The sequence below is a fragment of the Hyphomicrobium sp. 802 genome (genome assembly GCF_000526135.1).
In the GTDB taxonomy this organism is placed as follows: Bacteria; Pseudomonadota; Alphaproteobacteria; order Rhizobiales; family Hyphomicrobiaceae; genus Hyphomicrobium_B.
This window is the reverse complement of the sequence record NZ_JAFM01000001.1, coordinates 999,784-1,016,453: the sequence shown is the minus strand read 5'-3', so window position 1 is coordinate 1,016,453 and position 16,670 is coordinate 999,784. Positions and strand designations below refer to the sequence as shown.

Here is a 16,670-nt window from a genome sequence, read left to right as displayed (position 1 = left end):
GGGAGCTTGCCGGACAGCGGCAAGGTATTTGGTGTTTAAGGCTCTACCCATCCGCCTGAAAAAGAACCGTGAGGCGCCGAATGGATCGGCCGCTTACAGCAACGGCGTGGCCCACGCCGCGCCGGCTGCGGAAGATCCCCACGCCATCGGTGCCGACGGCTGGCTGACGGCCTACGACGTTAAGAAATCCTATCGCAAGCGGATGGTCGTCAAAGGCGTCAACCTCGCGGTCGGACGCGGCGAATCCGTCGGCCTGCTAGGTCCCAACGGCGCCGGCAAAACGACAGTTTTCTATATGATTACGGGTCTCGTCGCCGCCGACGAGGGACGCATCACGCTCGACGGCGAAGACGTGACGAGTCTCCCGATGTATCAGCGCGCGCGCCTCGGTGTCGGCTACCTGCCGCAGGAAGCTTCGATCTTTCGAGGGCTGACCGTCGAGCAGAACATCATGTCCGTGCTCGAACTGATCGAGCCCGACCGCAAGGCGCGCAAAGAACAGCTCGACAGCTTGCTAGAAGAATTTTCAATCACACGGCTCAGAAAATCGGCAGCGATGGCGCTCTCGGGCGGCGAACGCCGGCGGTGTGAAATCGCCCGCGCACTCGCATCGCGCCCGTCATTCATGTTGCTGGACGAACCATTTGCCGGCATCGACCCAATCGCCGTCGGCGACATTCAGCAGCTGGTTCGCCACTTGACCGAACGCGGTATTGGTGTGTTGATCACAGACCATAACGTTCGTGAAACATTAAGTCTTATCGATCGCGCATATATCATCTACGACGGTCAGGTTCTGACGCAGGGCAAACCTTCGGAAATCATATCGAATGAAGATGTGCGGCGAGTTTATCTTGGCGATATGTTCGTTAATACCGGTTGAGTATAGGTCGCTCCGGAATTCTAAGTACGGAGTAGCTAAATAGCGTGGCACTTTCAGCAAAATTGGAGCTGAGACAAGGCCAGCAGCTGGTCATGACGCCACAGCTGCAGCAGGCCATACGCCTGCTCCAGCTCTCGAACCTCGAATTGACAGAGTTTGTCGATGGCGAGCTTGAGCGCAATCCTCTACTCGAACGCGACGAAACCGGCGGCTCCAAGCCCGTCGAAGAACCTTTGAACGAACGCCAGGACGACCGTGCCAGCAGCACAGACGAAAGCTGGCTCGACCTGCGAGAGCCGGTCCGCGATCACACCGGCGGCCTCGACGTCGATTTTGGAAACGTTTTCCAGGAACCGGGAACGGGCGAGCCGGGCTCCGCAGCGGGCGCAGCATCCGGGCTGAGCTGGGCCAACGTCTCGCAGCGAATGCACAATGGCGGCGACGGCGAAAGTGACCTGGAGGAATTTGTCGCGAACCAGGTTTCGCTGCGGGAACATCTGGCCGCGCAACTGCCGCTGACAGTGTCCGATCCCGGTGAACGGCTGATCGGCCAGTACCTCGTCGATCTGGTCGATGAAGCGGGTTACATCCCGGCCAATCTGGACGCGATCTCGGAGCGGCTCGGTGCCCCGCTGGAATTCATCGAAAGCGTCCTCGCCAAGCTACAATCATTTGATCCACCGGGAATTTTCGCCCGTTCATTGGCGGAATGCCTGGCGCTCCAGCTCAAGGACCAAAATCGCTACGATCCGCTGATGGCGGGCCTGCTGGCCCACCTCGACCTACTTGCCAGCCGCAACATACCGGCGCTGAAAAAGGCGCTCGGCATCGACATGGACGAGCTGGCCGACATGATCCGCGAGATCAAGCGGCTCAATCCCAAGCCCGGTCTGAAATTCGGCTCGGTGCAGGTCCAGCCCATCGTCCCGGACGTCATCGTCCGAGCGGCATCGGACGGCGGCTGGCACGTCGAGCTGAATAGTGACACTCTGCCGCGGGTTCTGGTCAATCGCACCTATTACGCGCGGGTCGCTCGTACGGCGACCTCCGAAAAGGACAAGACCTACCTGTTCGACTGCCTGCAAACGGCCAACTGGCTGGTGAAGAGCCTCGATCAGCGAGCCCGGACCATTCTGAAGGTCGCCGAACAGATCGTCCGCCAGCAGGACGCCTTTTTCATGTACGGCGTGCAGCACCTGCGCCCACTCAATCTCAAGGTGATCGCCGACGCCATTTCGATGCACGAGTCGACGGTCTCCCGGGTAACGTCAAACAAGTATATTTCGACGCCGAGGGGCATTTTCGAGCTTAAGTATTTCTTTACCTCGGCGATCGCGTCCGCCGCAGACGGCGAAGCCCATTCGTCCGAAGCGGTCCGCCACCGCATCAAGCAGCTTATCGATGCCGAAAGCGCAGAAGACGTCCTATCCGACGATCAGCTCGTAGACCGCCTGAAAGGCGAGGGCATCGACATCGCTCGCCGCACGGTCGCCAAATACCGGGAAGCCATGCGCATTCCCTCATCCGTTCAACGCCGTCGCGATAAGAGATTGGTGGAACGTTTGGGTGGCATGGCTTGAACTCCATGGCCTTAACTTAATGAACAACCTATATTTTCTCGTTTCACTTAATTGCCCAAGCGTGATTTGACAGGGGAACTTGCCCAGCCTATCGCTATTAACAGGTACGTCCCGTCAGAAGTGGCGGTCACACTTTCCTCACGGACGTCCCGATAGGTGGCTCGCAACCTCTGAGCAGACATTGCTCGGTCCCGAGGCACGCACTTTGGCAGTGCAGAACAGGCATCTATATGACCATCCAAATCACCGGTAAGAACGTTGAAGTTGGCGACGCCTTCAAAAGCTATGCGGCCGACAAAATCCGCGCCGTGCTGCAGAAATACCTTGCGCGCGAAGTCGATGGACACATCCGGCTGGAACGCGAGCGCGAGGTCTTCAAGACCACTTGCTCCGTGCGCCTGACGAACGGCCTCCTGCTCGAAGCCCATGGTGAAGGCGCCGATGCCTATAGCAGCGCCGATTCCGCTGCCCACCGGCTCGAAACGCGCGTGCGCCGCTACAAGGGCCGCATCAAAAACCATTCATCCGCTACTGCCCGGCGCAAAGTCGATATCGAGGCCCGCGACTACGTCGTGAGCCTGAACGATCACGACGAGCCCGAGCAGGACGAGGCGAATCCGCTTATTATCGCCGAAGGACAGCGCAACATTAGCCATATGACGGTCAGCGAAGCCGTCCTGCAGCTCGATTTGTCGGAAGCGTCGTTCATGATTTTCAAGAACGCCGCCCACGGAGGGCTCAATGTCGTCTACCGGCGCAATGATGGGCACATCGGGTGGATCGACGCCGATCTTCCCATGGGGGCAAAACCGAACGGCGCATCGGCGCCGAAGCACGTGGAATAAGCGTAGGCTTAACTTTGCATGACTGTGGACACCGCCCGTCATCCGGCGCGGCAAGCCACAATGGCGGCCATTTCATCGTGGATGGGACTGGGATGAACATCGAAGATATGCTTGCCGACGACGCGATAATTCCGCGTCTGGAAGCTGATGACAAAAAGCAGGCCCTTCAGGCACTCGCCGCCAAGGCTTCGGCCGCAACGGGAGCCGGTGCGCCGGACATCTATGCCGCGCTGCTCCAGCGGGAACGGCTAAGCTCAACCAGCCTCGGCCGCGGCATTGCGATCCCTCACGTCAAGCTTCCGACGGTAGGGGCGATCACATGCATTTTCGCGCGGCTCGAACACCCTATCCCATTCGAGAGCCACGACGGTGAGCCCGTCGATCTGCTGTTTTTCCTGCTCGCCCCCGAGGGCGCGGGCGCTGACCACTTGAAGGCCCTTGCCCGCATTTCTCGCCTCGTGCGCGATCCGGCAACCCTTGAGGGCCTGCGTAACGCCGAGGACGTCGACGCGTTGCGCAACGTTCTGATGAACCCCGTCACCTCGCACGCCGCCTGAGCCGGCTACTCACTTGAACTGTGGGAGACTATGGCTGACTAGTGCAGCACCATCAGCGCACCGAGTCCCAGACCACCTACGAGAATGCGCCACCAGCCGAAGAACGACAGGCCGCGTCGCGAAATGAAGTCGAGCATATAGCGCACGACGATCGCGCCAGTGATGAACGCCGCGATGAAGCCGAGCACGATGTGGCTGACATCGTCCGGCGTCAAAATCGACCAATTCTTGTAGAGATCATAGGCAAACGCGCCCGTCATCGTCGGCATCGCGAGGAAAAAGGAAAACTCGGCCGCCGTCCGCTTATCAGCTCCGAGCAGCATGCCGCCGACGATCGTCGATCCTGAGCGCGAGACACCGGGGATCATCGCCAGACACTGCACGAACCCGATGATCAGCGCTTTAAGCGGCGGGATATCCATCACATCGACATATTGCGGCTGATAACGCATCCTGTCGACGACGAGCAAAATGATGCCGCCGATGACGAGCGAAACGCAGATGATCAACGGCGATTCAAAGAGAACATCCTTGATAATGTTGTGTGCTGCGACACCGATGAAAACAGCCGGCAGAAACGCGAGCAAAATCGCGAATACAAAGCGCCGCGTCCGCGGATCGCTCGGAAAATCCACAGCCAAGCGCCAGAGCTTTGCGGAGTAGACCGTCAGCAGCGCCAGGATTGCGCCAAGTTGAATCAAAACTTCGAACGTGCGTCCTGTGGACGTCACACCAAGAAGACGCTCCGTTAGCAAGAGATGCGCCGTCGAAGAAACCGGCAGATACTCCGTCAACCCCTCGATCAAGCCGAGCAATATGACTTGCCACGTTTCCATCGCTGCTTCCCCCTCGGGCTCATACAAAACGAGGGAGCGTTAGCAGAATTTCCAACAACTCCAAAGCGGTCGTTTGGCCGAGTTGCCATCGAATTGACGACACCACGTGTATAGTGCCGCCACCACCACGATCAGGAACGCTATGCCACTGCGCCTTACGCAATACCGTCTTTGTCCGCGATCCCGGTCTATCCGCCTGGCGCTGGCCGAATACCGTGTCGACGTCGAACTGTTCGAAGAAAAGCCCTGGGAATGGCGGCAAAGCTTTCTCGCCAAAAACCCTGCGGGAGAATTGCCTGTCCTCGAACTAGAGAACGGCCTGACGCTCTGCGGCGCTTATTCGATCTCTGAGTTTATTGCCGAAGACGTGCCGTTCAGCGCCGACGGCGCTACCGCCGCGCCACCAGCCCTCATTCCGGGCAACCGTGAGGACCGCGCAGAAGTCCGCAGGCTGATCGATTGGTACCACGGCAAGTTCGACCGCGAGGTTACCCGCGAGCTGCTAATCGAGAAGGTTTACAATTCGATGCGCCCGAGCGGCCCGATTGCACCCGATCCAGGCGTGCTGAGGGCCGTCCGCGCCAACCTCAAATATCACCTCTCCTACACCGGATACCTCGCCGACTCGCGCCGGTGGTTATCGGGCGACGAGCTGAGCTTTGCAGACTTCGCCGCCGCCGCCCATATTTCGACGTGCGATTACCTGGGCGAAATCTCGTGGCACGACTATCCGGCCGTTAAGAATTGGTACCAGCGCATGAAATCGCGGCCGTCGTTCCGCGCCCTGCTGGGCGACCGCGTCCCTGGGACCGCGCCGCCCCTTGCCTATTCGGATCTCGATTTTTAAATGGCAGTATGCCTGACGCTAGAAACGCGAGTTCCGATCACACTGAAATGCTCCGCGCCGAAGCGCAGAAGCTCGGCCTCGATGCAGTCGGCATTGCGCGGCTCACATCCGACGCTCATCTGCCCGGCAGGCTCGCCCACTTCCTGAACGAAAAACGCCACGGCGACATGGACTGGATGGAAACCCACGCCGATCGGCGCGGCGATCCGCTCCGGCTCTGGCCTGAAGCGAAAAGCGCAGTCGTCTTCGGTCAATCTTATGCCCCTCCAACCAATCCGCTCGAAGCGCTCGATCACCGTTCGAACGCCGCCATCTCCATTTACGCCAAAGGCCGCGACTACCACGACGTCCTAAAGAAGCGCATCAAATCTCTGGCACGCACGTTTTCCGAACGATCCGGCGCGGACGTCAAAGTCTTTGTCGATACCGCTCCGTTGATGGAAAAACCTCTGGCCGCGAAAGCCGGTCTCGGCTGGCAAGGCAAACACACCATCCTCGTATCACGCGAGCATGGCGACTGGCTCTTTCTCGGTGTCATGCTGACGACGGCTGAGTTGGAACCCGATGCCGAGACGACGGACCATTGCGGCTCATGCAGCCGATGCCTCGACATCTGCCCGACGAACGCTTTCCCAGCGCCCTATCAGCTCGATGCCCGCCGCTGCATTGCCTACCTCACCATCGAACACAAAGGCCATATCGCCCCCGAGTTTCGCACCGCTATCGGCAATCGTGTTTTCGGATGCGACGACTGCGCCGCGGTTTGCCCGTGGAACAAATTTGCCGGCGCTGCGACCGAAATTAAATACGCAGCACGGCCGGAAACCGACAATCCGCCGCTCGCCGAACTCCTCGCGCTTGACGACGCGGCCTTTCGCCTGCGCTTCGCCGGCACGCCGATCAAACGCACCGGACGCGATCGCATCGTGCGCAACACGCTCATTGCATCTGGAAACTCCGGCGACCGCTCTTTGCTCCGTCATATCGAACCGCTGCTTGCCGACGAGTCGCCTCTCGTTCGCGCCATGGCGATCTGGGCAGCGCGGCGTCTCGCCGATACTAATGAACTGCACGCCCTGCAGCGCCGTTATCGAGATAGCGAACACGATCCTGAAGTCGCTGCCGAATGGATCATTCCAATGGAGGAACAAGCGGCATGAGCCGTCTTTTCTGTTTCGGACTTGGATACTGTGCCGCCGAGCTTTCCCGCCGCCTGTTGGCGCAAGGCTGGTCGATCGCAGGAACGACGTCGCACCCTGACAAGCTCCGAGGGCTGAAAGCGCAAGGCTTCACGCCCTTTCTTTTCGACGGAACATCGGCGCCTGCCGATATCGCCGAAGCGCTCAAGTCGACGACACATGTACTGCTCTCTATTCCGCCCGACGCCGAAAGCGATCCGGCTCTGCGCTATTTCGGCGACGCCATCGCAGCCAGCTCCTCCATCACGTGGATCGGCTATTTTTCGACTGTCGGCGTCTACGGCGATGCCCACGGCAACTGGGTCGATGAAACGACCGAGCCCAACCCCGGAACAACGCGCGGCCAACGCCGCCTGCAGGCCGAAACCGGTTGGATCAACCTCGCCAGGAAAAGCGGCAAGTCGCTCGTCATCTATCGCTTGCCCGGCATCTACGGACCAGGCCGCAGCGCCATCGACCAATTGAAGGCTGGAACTGCACGGCGCATCTTCAAGCCGGGACAATTCACCAACCGCATCCACGTCGCCGATATCGCGACCGCTGTCGAAGCCAGCATGAATCTCGCGCCGGGAACGCATATCTTCAACGTCACCGATGATATGCCCGCGCCGCCGCAAGACGTGATCGAATACGGCGCCGAGTTGCTCGGCGTACCCTGCCCGCCGGCCACCGATCCGACGGACGAAGCGCTGTCGCCCGCGGCACGCAGCTTCTACATCGAGAACAAGAAGGTCTCGAACGCACGCATGAAGGCCGAGCTTGGCGTCAGACTAGCCTATCCGACCTATATCGAAGGCCTGAAGGCCATCGCCGGTCTTGCGCCGTGAAGTTTCTTGCAAATGGTCACATGATCTCCGCCATTCCGCCAGAATGGAGAATAATGGTCTCATCGTAGCCGTCGCACATTGCGCGACGCGCATTTCGGCGAGATTGCCATGAAGCTTCGAGTATTTCTTGCCGCGTTGGCTGCCGTAACGGTATCCGCCGCTGCCCACGCTGAAACAGTCGATCCCGCGCAAGCCATCGCGCAGAAATTCTCAGACACGGACGCCGAGCCGCAGCAGCGGAGTTTCGCACGCCCCGGCGCAGACTACGAAGCCGACATGCTGGAACGCGCTCAGGCCGAAGAATTGGCGCGCAAACAACAAGAAGCAGAGCACATCGCGATAAAACCAGCCGTATCGGAATCGGCACCGCAGTTTGTTCCATCATCCACAGTGTCTGCGCCACCTGTCGCGAAGCTCGCTGCGCTGCCGCCGAAGCCGGTCACCGATTTGCTGCCCACACGCTCTGAACCCGCACCGATGCCGACGCCGCCCACGCGCTCCGCAGCAACCGTTCTTCTCGTTCTTGATCCCGATAGCACCGGTCTCGGCTTCAAACCCGACCCGATCCTCTGCATCGACAGTACCTGCTGGCTCTCGAACGGTTTTCGCGCCCCTGCGCGATCGCTGCCGCGCAATCAAGCCATGGCCTTGAGTGGTACAAACGATATGACGGCGGAATCCTGCAGCGGCAAATCGGGTTGCGTTTTTCGCAACGTCATCATCGATCCGATGCATCGCATCGACGTCATCGAGGTTGGCGAAGGTGGTGGTGCTTCATCCGGCGCGTACACCGTCACCGCCGACAAAACCTGCCGCGTCGACGGCACCAGCTTGGCCTGCAACAACGGCCTCGCAACTCAGAATTTTCGCATCTGGGTCGTGCCAGAAGCGCAAGCCGAAGCCGCAGGCGCCGTACGGCTCGAAAACACCCTTGCCGAAGGCCTTCCCGACATCGACGTGACGTCGGCTAACGATAAATAGCTAGACCAGTTTATCGAGTTCCGAAAACAGCAGATCGAGATCCTGCGGCCGCGACAGTCGATGCTCGCCGTCCGCGATCTCGACCAGCTTGACCTTGTCGCCCGTCAAAAACGTCTTAAGTTCCTTCGTATGGGGAGCGGGCACATCGGGGTCTTGAAGTCCTTGCAAGATGACGATCGGGCGGCCGGGATCGAAAGATTCGCGCGCAAGAAGGTGTTTGCGTCCATCCTCGATCAGTTTGCGTGTAATGAGATAAGGCGACGCATAGGCGGACGGCTGCCGGAAAGAGCCTATGGCCATAATGTCGCGGCGCGTCTCTTCCGGAAAGCGCTTCCACATCAGTTCTTCTGTCATGTCCCAGGCCGGCGCGATCAGCAGCATCGCTTTGATGCGCGCAGCCTCTTGAGGCCGGTCGCGCAAGAGCCTCCGCAAAAGCAGAAGCGCAATATATCCACCCATGCTCGAACCGATGATAACCTGCGGTCCGCTTGTTATGGTCGAGAAAATTGCGTCGGCCTCGTCGAGCCAGTGCCCGATGGTGCCGTCTTCCATGGTGCCGGACGAGCGCCCATGCGCCGAATAATCGAAACGTGTCGATGACAGTCCGCGCTCATCTGCCCATGCGGCGACGGCCGTCGCCTTCGTAGAGCCCATATCCGACATAAAACCGGAGAGCCAGAGTACTCCCGGTTCGCCTTTGGCGTGGTGGATAAACGCGATTTCCCGCGCCTCCGTACCGCTACCGACAGGAAGCATTTGCGGTTCAGAGCCCGGAATTTTATAGGAACTGTCCATCGTTGATCCCAACGAATCCCAATTGATGAGCTGAGATGACCAAGCCGTTGACCGTCCTGCAAGTAATACCTCGCATGCGAGCGGGCGGCGCCGAATTAGGATGTTTGCAGATCGCCGCTGCATTGGTCAAAAACGGACATCGGGCGCTGGTCGCTTCAGAAGGTGGTCCGCTTGCCGATCAGGTGGTCGCCGCTGGCGCAGAACATATCGTTCTGCCGCTCGCAACGAAGAACCCGATCGTTCTGACGCAGAATGCTTCTAAACTTGCCGGCATCATCCATCGCGAAAACGTCTCGATCATTCATGCCCGCAGCCGCGCTCCGGCATGGAGCGCACTCCTTGCCGCACGACGCACCGGCATTCCCTTCGTCACCACTTACCATTCCGAGTATTCCGAGAAGGGTCGCATCAAGAACTTCTACAACAGCGTGATGGCGCGCAGCGACACGGTCATCGCCGTCTCGGATTACATGGCGCACCTCATTCGCACGCGTTATCACACGCCAGAGGATCGCATTGCCGTCATCCATCGCGCGTTCGATACAGAGGTCTTCGATCCATCGAAACTTACGCCAGAACGACTGGCGGCGGTGCGCACGCTGCTCGATGCCGACGGCACAAAACCGGTGCTGATGCTTGCTGGTCGCATTACGCCGCGCAAGGCCCAGCACCATCTCGTTTCCGCTCTCGGTATGCTGAAGCAGCGCGGCGCGCCGGATCTCGTTTGCGTGCTCGCAGGCGAAATCGAAAAGCCCGCGTTCAAGGCCGAACTCGAAGCGCAGGCCGAACGCCTCGGAGTTGCGCATCAACTCCGCTTTCCCGGCCATGTCCGCGACGTCGCAGCCGCCTACGCGATCAGCGACGTCGCCTTGAACATCTCCGAGCAGGAAGGTTTGCCGCGTGTTGCCATCGAAGGCCAGGCAATGGGTGTGCCGCTGATCGTTTCTGATACCGGCCCCGGACGCGAGGTCGCGCTGACCGAGCCCGACGTTCCGGCGAATGAAGCTACCGGACTGCGCGTCCCTTATGCAGATCCCGAAGCCGTCGCCAACGCCATCGCTAAAATGCTGAGCTGGTCACCCGACGAACGCAAGGCCATGGGCGCACGCGGCTCGGCACAGGTCAGGCGCCGCTTCACCCTCGACCAGCTCAAATCGAAGACGCTCGCCGTCTACGAGCGCGTCATCGCGAGACGAACGTCGTCGAAGCAACGCGACACAGAACCGACCGCAACCTCGAAATCGCGCTTGCCCGTTTCCTGCTTCATCATTGCGTTGAACGAGGCGGACCGGATCGGAGCCACCATTGCCTCCGTCCGCGACTGGGTCGACGAGATCATCGTCATCGATTCCGGGAGCAGCGACGGGACCCAGGCGATTGCCGAAGCTGCCGGCGCCAAGGTGATCTTCAATGCTTGGCCGGGCTTCGGCCAGCAAAAGCGCTTCGGCGAGGAGCAGTGCCGCAACGACTGGCTATTGAACCTCGACGCCGACGAAGTCGTAACCTCTGGTCTGCGCCGGTCGATCGAAGCCATCTTCGAAAAAGGACTGCCAGCCCAAAGCGTCTATGGCATGGCCGTCAAAATCGTCTATCCCGGCTGGACCAGACCGCGCCCGATAGCCAATGATCACTACTGCCTCCGGCTCTATGACCGCCGACGGGTGCGCTTTGCAAACTCGACGTTGTTTGATTCCGTTGAGCCAAAAAACGAAAAGGTCGGCCACCTCCGCGGCACCCTCTATCACCATTCCATCCGGTCGCTGGAAGATCTGGCCCGCAAGTGCGACGAGCGCGCGACTTACAACGCCTTGAATTCAAAACCGAAATCGCCAATCGAGCTCAGCATCCGGACGGTGACCGAATTCCCCGCGCACTTTCTGAAATATTACATCGCCCGTGGTCACTTTACCGGCGGCTGGACCGGCCTCGGCTTTGCAGGAATTACGGCCTATTACCGCTGGCAGCGGATCCTGCGAATGCGGGGAAACAACAAGTCGGCGGGCCTCATATTCTGACGGCACACGCCCCAGTGCCGACCTCTGTCGCCGCCCAATATGATTTCACCACCTGACGGTCATCTCCGCTTGACTTTTAGCGCCGAGTTACGAACTCTGCGCAATCGCGAAACTCTGGCCCCTAGGCCGGAGCAATTGCATTTACGACGGTGGATAACGGAAACAGCAAGAGGAGCTTTTACCATCCGTAGACCTATGCGCCCCGAGCCTCAGAGCCGGGAAAACTCAGGGCCCCGCATCAACGACCAAATCCGGGCCCGAGAAGTCCGTCTCATTGATGAGAACGGCCAGAACGTCGGCGTAATTTCAAAATTCGATGCCCTTGCCCGCGCCGAGGACGCCGGACTGGATCTCGTTGAGATCTCGCCCGACGCTGAGCCTCCCGTTTGCAAAATTCTCGATTTCGGCAAGTTCAAATTCCAGGAACAGAAGAAAGCCGCCGAAGCCCGCAAGAACCAGAAGATTGTCGAGCTGAAAGAGATCAAGATGCGTCCGGGCATCGACGATCATGACTACGACGTCAAAATGCGCGCAATCAAACGGTTCTTCGAAGACGGCGACAAGGTCAAGATCACGCTCCGCTTCCGCGGTCGCGAGATGGCGCACTCGCAGCTTGGCATGGCGGTCTTGCAGCGCGTGAAAGCCGATACCGAAGCAATCTCGAAGGTCGAAAGCGAGCCGCGTTTCGAAGGCCGCCAGATGGTGATGGTCCTGGCTCCCAAGTAACCGAGCCCCAAGTGATCGGAAGGCGGCGGGGTCTCTCTTTTACCCCGCCCTTCGCGTCTCGGTCGGCCGACCTACGACTTGCAGACACACACGGACGGTTCTAGCTTGATCGGACATCTCGCGCCGGACGCCGGAGGCGCCGCATGATCGACGAGCAGCCGTTCGACTTTTCTCTTCTTGACCGCATCGGCGCACCGTTCCGCCGCTTCGATGCGGGTGAAAAAATCTTTCTCGAAGAAGATGCCGGCAATGCCATGTACATGGTGCGCTCAGGCCGCGTCGACGTCATTACCTACGGGATCGTCCTCGAAAACGTCCGCGCCGGCGGCATTTTCGGCGAGATGGCCTTGATCGACGACGGACCGCGAAGTGCGGCCGCGATGGCCGCCGAGCCGACGGAGGTCGTCGCCATCGACAAGCCGACATTCCTTGCCGTCATTCGCGACGATCCGCAATTCGCCCTGAGGGTAATGGGCTTGCTCGCCACTCGTCTGCGACGGACGAATAAACAAATCTGAGAAAAATTCCCTGAAATGAAATCGCCGACGACCAAGTCCGGTCGCCGGCGTTTTTGTTTGAACGGCGAATACTCAGCAACCGTGGCGCCACATGCAGCGGCGGAATCGGGGACCGCCCCAGCCCCAGCGGCGCGAACAGATATTCCGCCACCGCCAGCAATACCGGCGCCACGCAACAGGCGCTGCAAGCGATTGATTGGCTTCGATTCCTTTGAGTGGTGCAGGCGCGAACGTCGCCGCCTGCGGTGCGGAAGCCGCTGCGGTAAGACCGATCGCAACAACGGACGCTGCCAAGAATGGTGCGAGACGCATGTTCAACTCCGTTTTTGTTTCTAATCGTGCCATAGGCGCTTACGTTTGGGCGCGTACAGAATGTCCAATTTATTGGCTGAATGGCGACTGAACATCCGAACACGGCGGATTATTCGAGAACTTCGAATTGCATCGTTGCTCGATCGCTAGCGCGGTAATGACAAATTGGATCAATCTCAATCGAGATCGACAATCCCCAATGCGGCTAGCGAAATGAAGGTCGCAATCATGACGATGCCGACCACGACGACAAGCGCCGGATAGAACGCCGCGAACACAATACCCGCGCGCCAACCAGTGGTTGACCGCAGGCTGATGGCGGCCGTCGGAAGTGCTGCAACAAGAAGAATGGCAACAACGAACGGATCGAGTTTCATGGCCGAACTCGCAACGAACGGGGGTACACAAAAGCTTGCCCAGAATGCCATATCCAAACGTCTTCACCACTCAAGCAGGGGGAAATAGACGCAATTGGAGGAAAACTGAACTTGCCGCTGAATGCCACCGCGCCCGATTGAAACACGCGTCTCCGCTTGACCGAGGCAAGCGGTCGGCTTGAAGCCGCGCCGCAAAATATCCATCCTCCGCCGACAACGACGAAAGCCCCGATCATGAACCCTAAGGTCCGCGAAGCGCTTCTCTATACGGGCGTGAATCTAAGCGCGACCATTATTGATTATATCATTTTCTTGACGCTGACCCACGCCTTCGGCTGGCCCATTTTGCAGAGCGTCATATCGTATTCGATCGCGACGATCGTGAATTACGGACTGACAAGAACCTTCGTTTTCCGGCATGGCCTGTCGCCGAAGTCGGAGCATCGTCGCTTTCTCGAATTCCTCGCAACGAACGCCGTCGGGCTTCTCATCACGGCCGTCGTCATCTGGTTGACGGTTCACGAATGGGGCCTGAAGCCCTTCTTGGGCAAAACCATCTCCGTGCTAATCTGCTTCGTGACGCTCTATTACGTGCGCACGCAGATCGTATTCGGAAAGAATCCCGACGGGCAGAGCGCAAGCTCACCGGAAGAAGGCACCGGCCGCGGCTTTAGAAATTCACGTGCTGGATGACATAGCTTCCCGCTGCCGCGATGATGCCAGCCAGCAGCACGAACGGCAGCACCGATACCAGCACCAGCAAAAGCTCGACGAACGCTTTGAAAATCTGTTCGGCGGCCCGCCAGAGCTGGAAGAAACCGCGGTAGAGCACGTAGATGATCGCAATCACCACGATCGCCAGCACGACGATCTTCCAGATCGGCAGCGCCTGCCAATTGGACTGAAAGATCGCGAACATCTGGCCGAACGACCACTGCCAGACCAGGTCCACGAATTTAAAAATCGCCGTGATGCCCTGCTGGAGCAGATTGACGATCTGATCAACGATTTGCCGCACGCCCCGTCTCCCCTCGCGATTTTCCGTCCCACCAACGCATTAACCATGTACTTGGTTCGGTGGTATCCATACGGATTTTCGCGATAGGGCTATGAAAACCATCAGCCGGGATGCTTTTTTTCCGGCCCGCGTCGAAAAAGTTGCACTTTTCCCAACTCTTCCCTATAAACCGCCTCCAGAGCCGCCCGGCGAGGCATGCCGTGGCGGTTCTTATGCTTTTGAAAAACCGGCGGAAACCGCAAAAAGCATCCCTTCGCAGGAGAGTGCGGACATCTATCTGTCTGTACTTCGGACCGCAAGGTCCGTGGGCGCGACCGCGCCCCGCCGCTAGCGGCGCCCCCGCGGAGGGCCAGGATACGAAGCGCGTCAGCGCAAGTGTCCGGCGCGGACCGTGAGCGATAATTAGGATAAGCAAAATGCCTAAGTTGAAGACCAAGAGCGGCGCGAAAAAGCGCTTCAAGATGACGGGCACGGGCAAGGTCGTTGCGGCCCAGGCCGGTAAGCGTCACGGCATGATCAAGCGCACGGCGAAGTTCATTCAGAAGGCGCGCGGTACGGGCGTTCTGAACGATTCTGACGCCAAGATCGTCAAGAAGTACATGCCCTACAGCCGCTGAATTCTCCAGCGCTTGCAGCCGGCTCCGCGAAGCGGAGTCGCAAGCGCTCAATAGAGAATCTCAGCCCACCCAATAAATCTTGAAGTTCTAGGAGCTATCCCATGGCCCGCGTCAAACGTGGCGTTACCGCCCACGCCAAGCACAAGAAAGTCATCAAGGCCGCGAAGGGCTTTTACGGCCGTCGCAAGAACACGATCCGCGTCGCCAAGCAGGCGGTTGAGAAGTCGCAGCAGTACGCTTATCGCGACCGCAAGCGTCGCAAGCGCAACTTCCGCGCCCTCTGGATCCAGCGCATCAACGCTGCCGTCCGCGAGCATGGCCTGACCTACGGCCGCTTTATCAATGGCCTTTCGAACCTCGGCATCGAAGTCGACCGCAAGGTTCTCTCGGACATCGCCATCAACGATCCGGCGGGCTTCAAGGCACTCGTCGACAAGGCGGCCGCTGCTGCCTCGTCACCCGTCGCCAAGGCCGCCTAATTTCGGTTCGCCGAACCTCCATTATTGTCGCCCTCGGGCTTGTCCCGAGGGCCCATTCTGCTGCAAATCACCCACGCGCGCCCGCGTGCTCCTTTTTCTACCGCGACATCAGCGGGGCCTGCGCATGGATCCTCGGGACGAGCCCGAGGATGACAATCTGCGAGGGCACGTCCCGCCTATGACCGACACACAAACGGACTTGACGAAACTCGAAAGCGAGCTTCTCGTCGAAATCTCTGGCGCAGCCGACCTCGCAACGCTCGATGCCGTCCGCGTCTCGAGCCTCGGCAAGAAAGGCCGCGTCTCCGAGCTGATGAGCAAGCTCGGATCGCTTCCCCCGGACGAGCGTAAAAGCTTCGGTCAGACGGTCAACGCTCTGAAGACGAAAGTTGCAGAGGCGCTCGATGCCCGCAAATCCGATCTCGAAGCCGCTGCCCTCGACGAGCGCCTGAAGACCGAACGCGCCGATGTTACGCTGCCGGTCCGCCTCGGCCCCGTTGCCTCCGGCCGCATCCATCCCGTTTCGCAAGTACTCGACGAAGTCGTCGAAATCTTCGCCGACATGGGTTTCTCGGTCGCCGAAGGCCCAGACGTCGAAACCGACGAGATGAATTTCGACAAGCTCAACATTCCGGCCGAGCACCCTGCGCGCCAGGATCACGACACGTTCTATTTCTCACCGAAGGCAGACGGTTCGCGCTTATTGTTGCGCACGCACACTAGTCCGGTGCAAATCCGCACGATGGTGTCGCAGAAGCCGCCGATCCGCATCATCGCGCCGGGCCGCGTCTATCGTATGGACAGCGACCAGACCCACACGCCGATGTTCCATCAGGTCGAAGGCCTCGTCATCGACGAGACGACCCACATGGGCCACCTGAAGTGGGTTCTGCAGGAGTTCTGCAAAGCCTTCTTCGAAGTCGATGAAGTGAAGATGCGCTTCCGCGCGTCGCACTTCCCCTTCACGGAGCCGTCGATGGAAGTCGACATCGGCGCCGAGGCCATCGGCAAGCCGGGCCAATGGCTGGAAATTCTCGGTTGCGGCATGGTTCATCCGAACGTGCTGCGCAACTGCGGTCTCGATCCGGAAAAGTATCAGGGCTTCGCATTCGGTGTCGGCCTCGACCGCCTGACGATGCTGAAGTACGGCATCCCGGACTTGCGCTCTTTCTTCTCCGGCGACCTCAAGTGGCTCAGCCACTACGGATTCTCGATGCTCGACGTCCCGACCCTCGGCGGCGGGTTGTCGACATAAGGA

At 59.4% G+C, this 16,670-nt stretch carries 20 protein-coding genes; 16 read left to right on the top strand and 4 right to left on the bottom strand.

Features of this window, described 5'->3' with window-relative positions:
* Positions 1 to 106: 106 nt before the first annotated feature.
* The 4 genes from lptB to HYP802_RS0105040 all read left to right on the top strand — a co-directional run bounded on the left by lptB (position 107) and on the right by HYP802_RS0105040 (position 3,865).
* Complete coding sequence (gene lptB, locus HYP802_RS0105055; protein ID WP_244421024.1) at positions 107 to 883, top strand: LPS export ABC transporter ATP-binding protein; 777 nt, start codon at positions 107 to 109, stop codon at positions 881 to 883.
* Between the two features lie 44 nt (positions 884 to 927).
* A complete protein-coding gene (gene rpoN / locus HYP802_RS0105050; RefSeq protein WP_013946023.1) occupies positions 928 to 2,463 on the top strand; it encodes an RNA polymerase factor sigma-54 in 1,536 nt (511 codons plus the stop codon).
* 230 nt (positions 2,464 to 2,693) lie between these two features.
* Positions 2,694 to 3,308: a ribosome-associated translation inhibitor RaiA gene (gene raiA, locus HYP802_RS0105045; protein ID WP_013946022.1), complete on the top strand. Its 615-nt coding sequence runs from the start codon at positions 2,694 to 2,696 to the stop codon at positions 3,306 to 3,308.
* Between the two features lie 92 nt (positions 3,309 to 3,400).
* Entirely contained in the window at positions 3,401 to 3,865 is a 465-nt protein-coding gene (locus HYP802_RS0105040; RefSeq protein WP_013946021.1) for a PTS sugar transporter subunit IIA, read from the top strand.
* A gap of 38 nt (positions 3,866 to 3,903) precedes the next feature.
* Here HYP802_RS0105040 and HYP802_RS0105035 read toward each other — a convergent pair whose 3' ends face one another.
* Positions 3,904 to 4,701 carry an undecaprenyl-diphosphate phosphatase gene (locus HYP802_RS0105035; RefSeq protein WP_013946020.1) on the bottom strand — a complete coding sequence of 266 codons (798 nt, stop codon included), beginning with the start codon at positions 4,699 to 4,701 and terminating at the stop codon, positions 3,904 to 3,906.
* Positions 4,702 to 4,843: 142 nt separating this feature from the next.
* Here HYP802_RS0105035 and HYP802_RS0105030 point away from each other — a divergent pair, with 142 nt between their 5' ends.
* From HYP802_RS0105030 to HYP802_RS0105015, 4 genes are all read left to right on the top strand, one after another.
* Positions 4,844 to 5,548, top strand: a complete 705-nt coding sequence (locus HYP802_RS0105030; protein ID WP_024275279.1) for a glutathione S-transferase family protein — start codon at positions 4,844 to 4,846, stop codon at positions 5,546 to 5,548.
* Positions 5,549 to 5,556: 8 nt separating this feature from the next.
* Complete coding sequence (gene queG, locus HYP802_RS0105025) at positions 5,557 to 6,708, top strand: tRNA epoxyqueuosine(34) reductase QueG (RefSeq protein ID WP_024275278.1); 1,152 nt, start codon at positions 5,557 to 5,559, stop codon at positions 6,706 to 6,708.
* A complete protein-coding gene (locus HYP802_RS0105020; RefSeq protein WP_024275277.1) occupies positions 6,705 to 7,574 on the top strand; it encodes an SDR family oxidoreductase in 870 nt (289 codons plus the stop codon). The genes queG and HYP802_RS0105020 overlap by 4 nt, the downstream gene beginning before the upstream one ends.
* 108 nt (positions 7,575 to 7,682) lie before the next feature.
* Positions 7,683 to 8,555 (top strand): hypothetical protein, encoded by an 873-nt coding sequence (locus HYP802_RS0105015; RefSeq protein WP_155831149.1) that lies wholly within the window; start codon positions 7,683 to 7,685, stop codon positions 8,553 to 8,555.
* Here the strand turns inward: HYP802_RS0105015 and HYP802_RS0105010 are convergent, their stop codons facing one another.
* The gene (locus tag HYP802_RS0105010; protein ID WP_029670794.1) at positions 8,556 to 9,350 is read right to left on the bottom strand and encodes an alpha/beta hydrolase; all 795 of its coding nucleotides are present in this window, start codon (positions 9,348 to 9,350) and stop codon (positions 8,556 to 8,558) included. It abuts the gene before it with no gap.
* Positions 9,351 to 9,385: 35 nt separating this feature from the next.
* On the opposite strand from HYP802_RS0105010, the gene HYP802_RS22805 reads away from it, so the two are divergent.
* The 3 genes from HYP802_RS22805 to HYP802_RS0104995 all read left to right on the top strand — a co-directional run bounded on the left by HYP802_RS22805 (position 9,386) and on the right by HYP802_RS0104995 (position 12,609).
* Complete coding sequence (locus HYP802_RS22805) at positions 9,386 to 11,365, top strand: glycosyltransferase (RefSeq protein WP_024275274.1); 1,980 nt, start codon at positions 9,386 to 9,388, stop codon at positions 11,363 to 11,365.
* Between the two features lie 195 nt (positions 11,366 to 11,560).
* Entirely contained in the window at positions 11,561 to 12,091 is a 531-nt protein-coding gene (infC, locus tag HYP802_RS0105000) for a translation initiation factor IF-3 (RefSeq protein ID WP_013946013.1), read from the top strand.
* A 143-nt stretch (positions 12,092 to 12,234) separates the two neighbouring features.
* Positions 12,235 to 12,609: a cyclic nucleotide-binding domain-containing protein gene (locus HYP802_RS0104995; RefSeq protein ID WP_013946012.1), complete on the top strand. Its 375-nt coding sequence runs from the start codon at positions 12,235 to 12,237 to the stop codon at positions 12,607 to 12,609.
* A gap of 488 nt (positions 12,610 to 13,097) precedes the next feature.
* Here HYP802_RS0104995 and HYP802_RS0104985 read toward each other — a convergent pair whose 3' ends face one another.
* Complete coding sequence (locus tag HYP802_RS0104985; protein ID WP_013946010.1) at positions 13,098 to 13,298, bottom strand: hypothetical protein; 201 nt, start codon at positions 13,296 to 13,298, stop codon at positions 13,098 to 13,100.
* A 234-nt stretch (positions 13,299 to 13,532) separates the two neighbouring features.
* On the opposite strand from HYP802_RS0104985, the gene HYP802_RS0104980 reads away from it, so the two are divergent.
* Positions 13,533 to 13,991 carry a GtrA family protein gene (locus HYP802_RS0104980; RefSeq protein ID WP_013946009.1) on the top strand — a complete coding sequence of 153 codons (459 nt, stop codon included), beginning with the start codon at positions 13,533 to 13,535 and terminating at the stop codon, positions 13,989 to 13,991.
* On the opposite strand, the gene HYP802_RS0104975 is transcribed toward HYP802_RS0104980, so the two are convergent.
* Positions 13,969 to 14,316 (bottom strand): hypothetical protein, encoded by a 348-nt coding sequence (locus HYP802_RS0104975; protein ID WP_013946008.1) that lies wholly within the window; start codon positions 14,314 to 14,316, stop codon positions 13,969 to 13,971. The two genes, HYP802_RS0104980 and HYP802_RS0104975, sit on opposite strands and share 23 nt — an antisense overlap.
* A 91-nt stretch (positions 14,317 to 14,407) precedes the next feature.
* On the opposite strand from HYP802_RS0104975, the gene HYP802_RS0104970 reads away from it, so the two are divergent.
* The 4 genes from HYP802_RS0104970 to pheS all read left to right on the top strand — a co-directional run bounded on the left by HYP802_RS0104970 (position 14,408) and on the right by pheS (position 16,667).
* Complete coding sequence (locus tag HYP802_RS0104970) at positions 14,408 to 14,647, top strand: hypothetical protein (protein ID WP_013946007.1); 240 nt, start codon at positions 14,408 to 14,410, stop codon at positions 14,645 to 14,647.
* Positions 14,648 to 14,732: 85 nt separating this feature from the next.
* Positions 14,733 to 14,933: a 50S ribosomal protein L35 gene (gene rpmI / locus HYP802_RS0104965; RefSeq protein ID WP_013946006.1), complete on the top strand. Its 201-nt coding sequence runs from the start codon at positions 14,733 to 14,735 to the stop codon at positions 14,931 to 14,933.
* A 101-nt stretch (positions 14,934 to 15,034) separates the two neighbouring features.
* On the top strand, positions 15,035 to 15,412 hold the full coding sequence (gene rplT / locus HYP802_RS0104960) for a 50S ribosomal protein L20 (RefSeq protein ID WP_013946005.1): 378 nt from the start codon (positions 15,035 to 15,037) through the stop codon (positions 15,410 to 15,412).
* A 178-nt stretch (positions 15,413 to 15,590) separates the two neighbouring features.
* Positions 15,591 to 16,667 (top strand): phenylalanine--tRNA ligase subunit alpha, encoded by a 1,077-nt coding sequence (gene pheS, locus HYP802_RS0104955; RefSeq protein ID WP_024275273.1) that lies wholly within the window; start codon positions 15,591 to 15,593, stop codon positions 16,665 to 16,667.
* Positions 16,668 to 16,670: the final 3 nt, after the last annotated feature.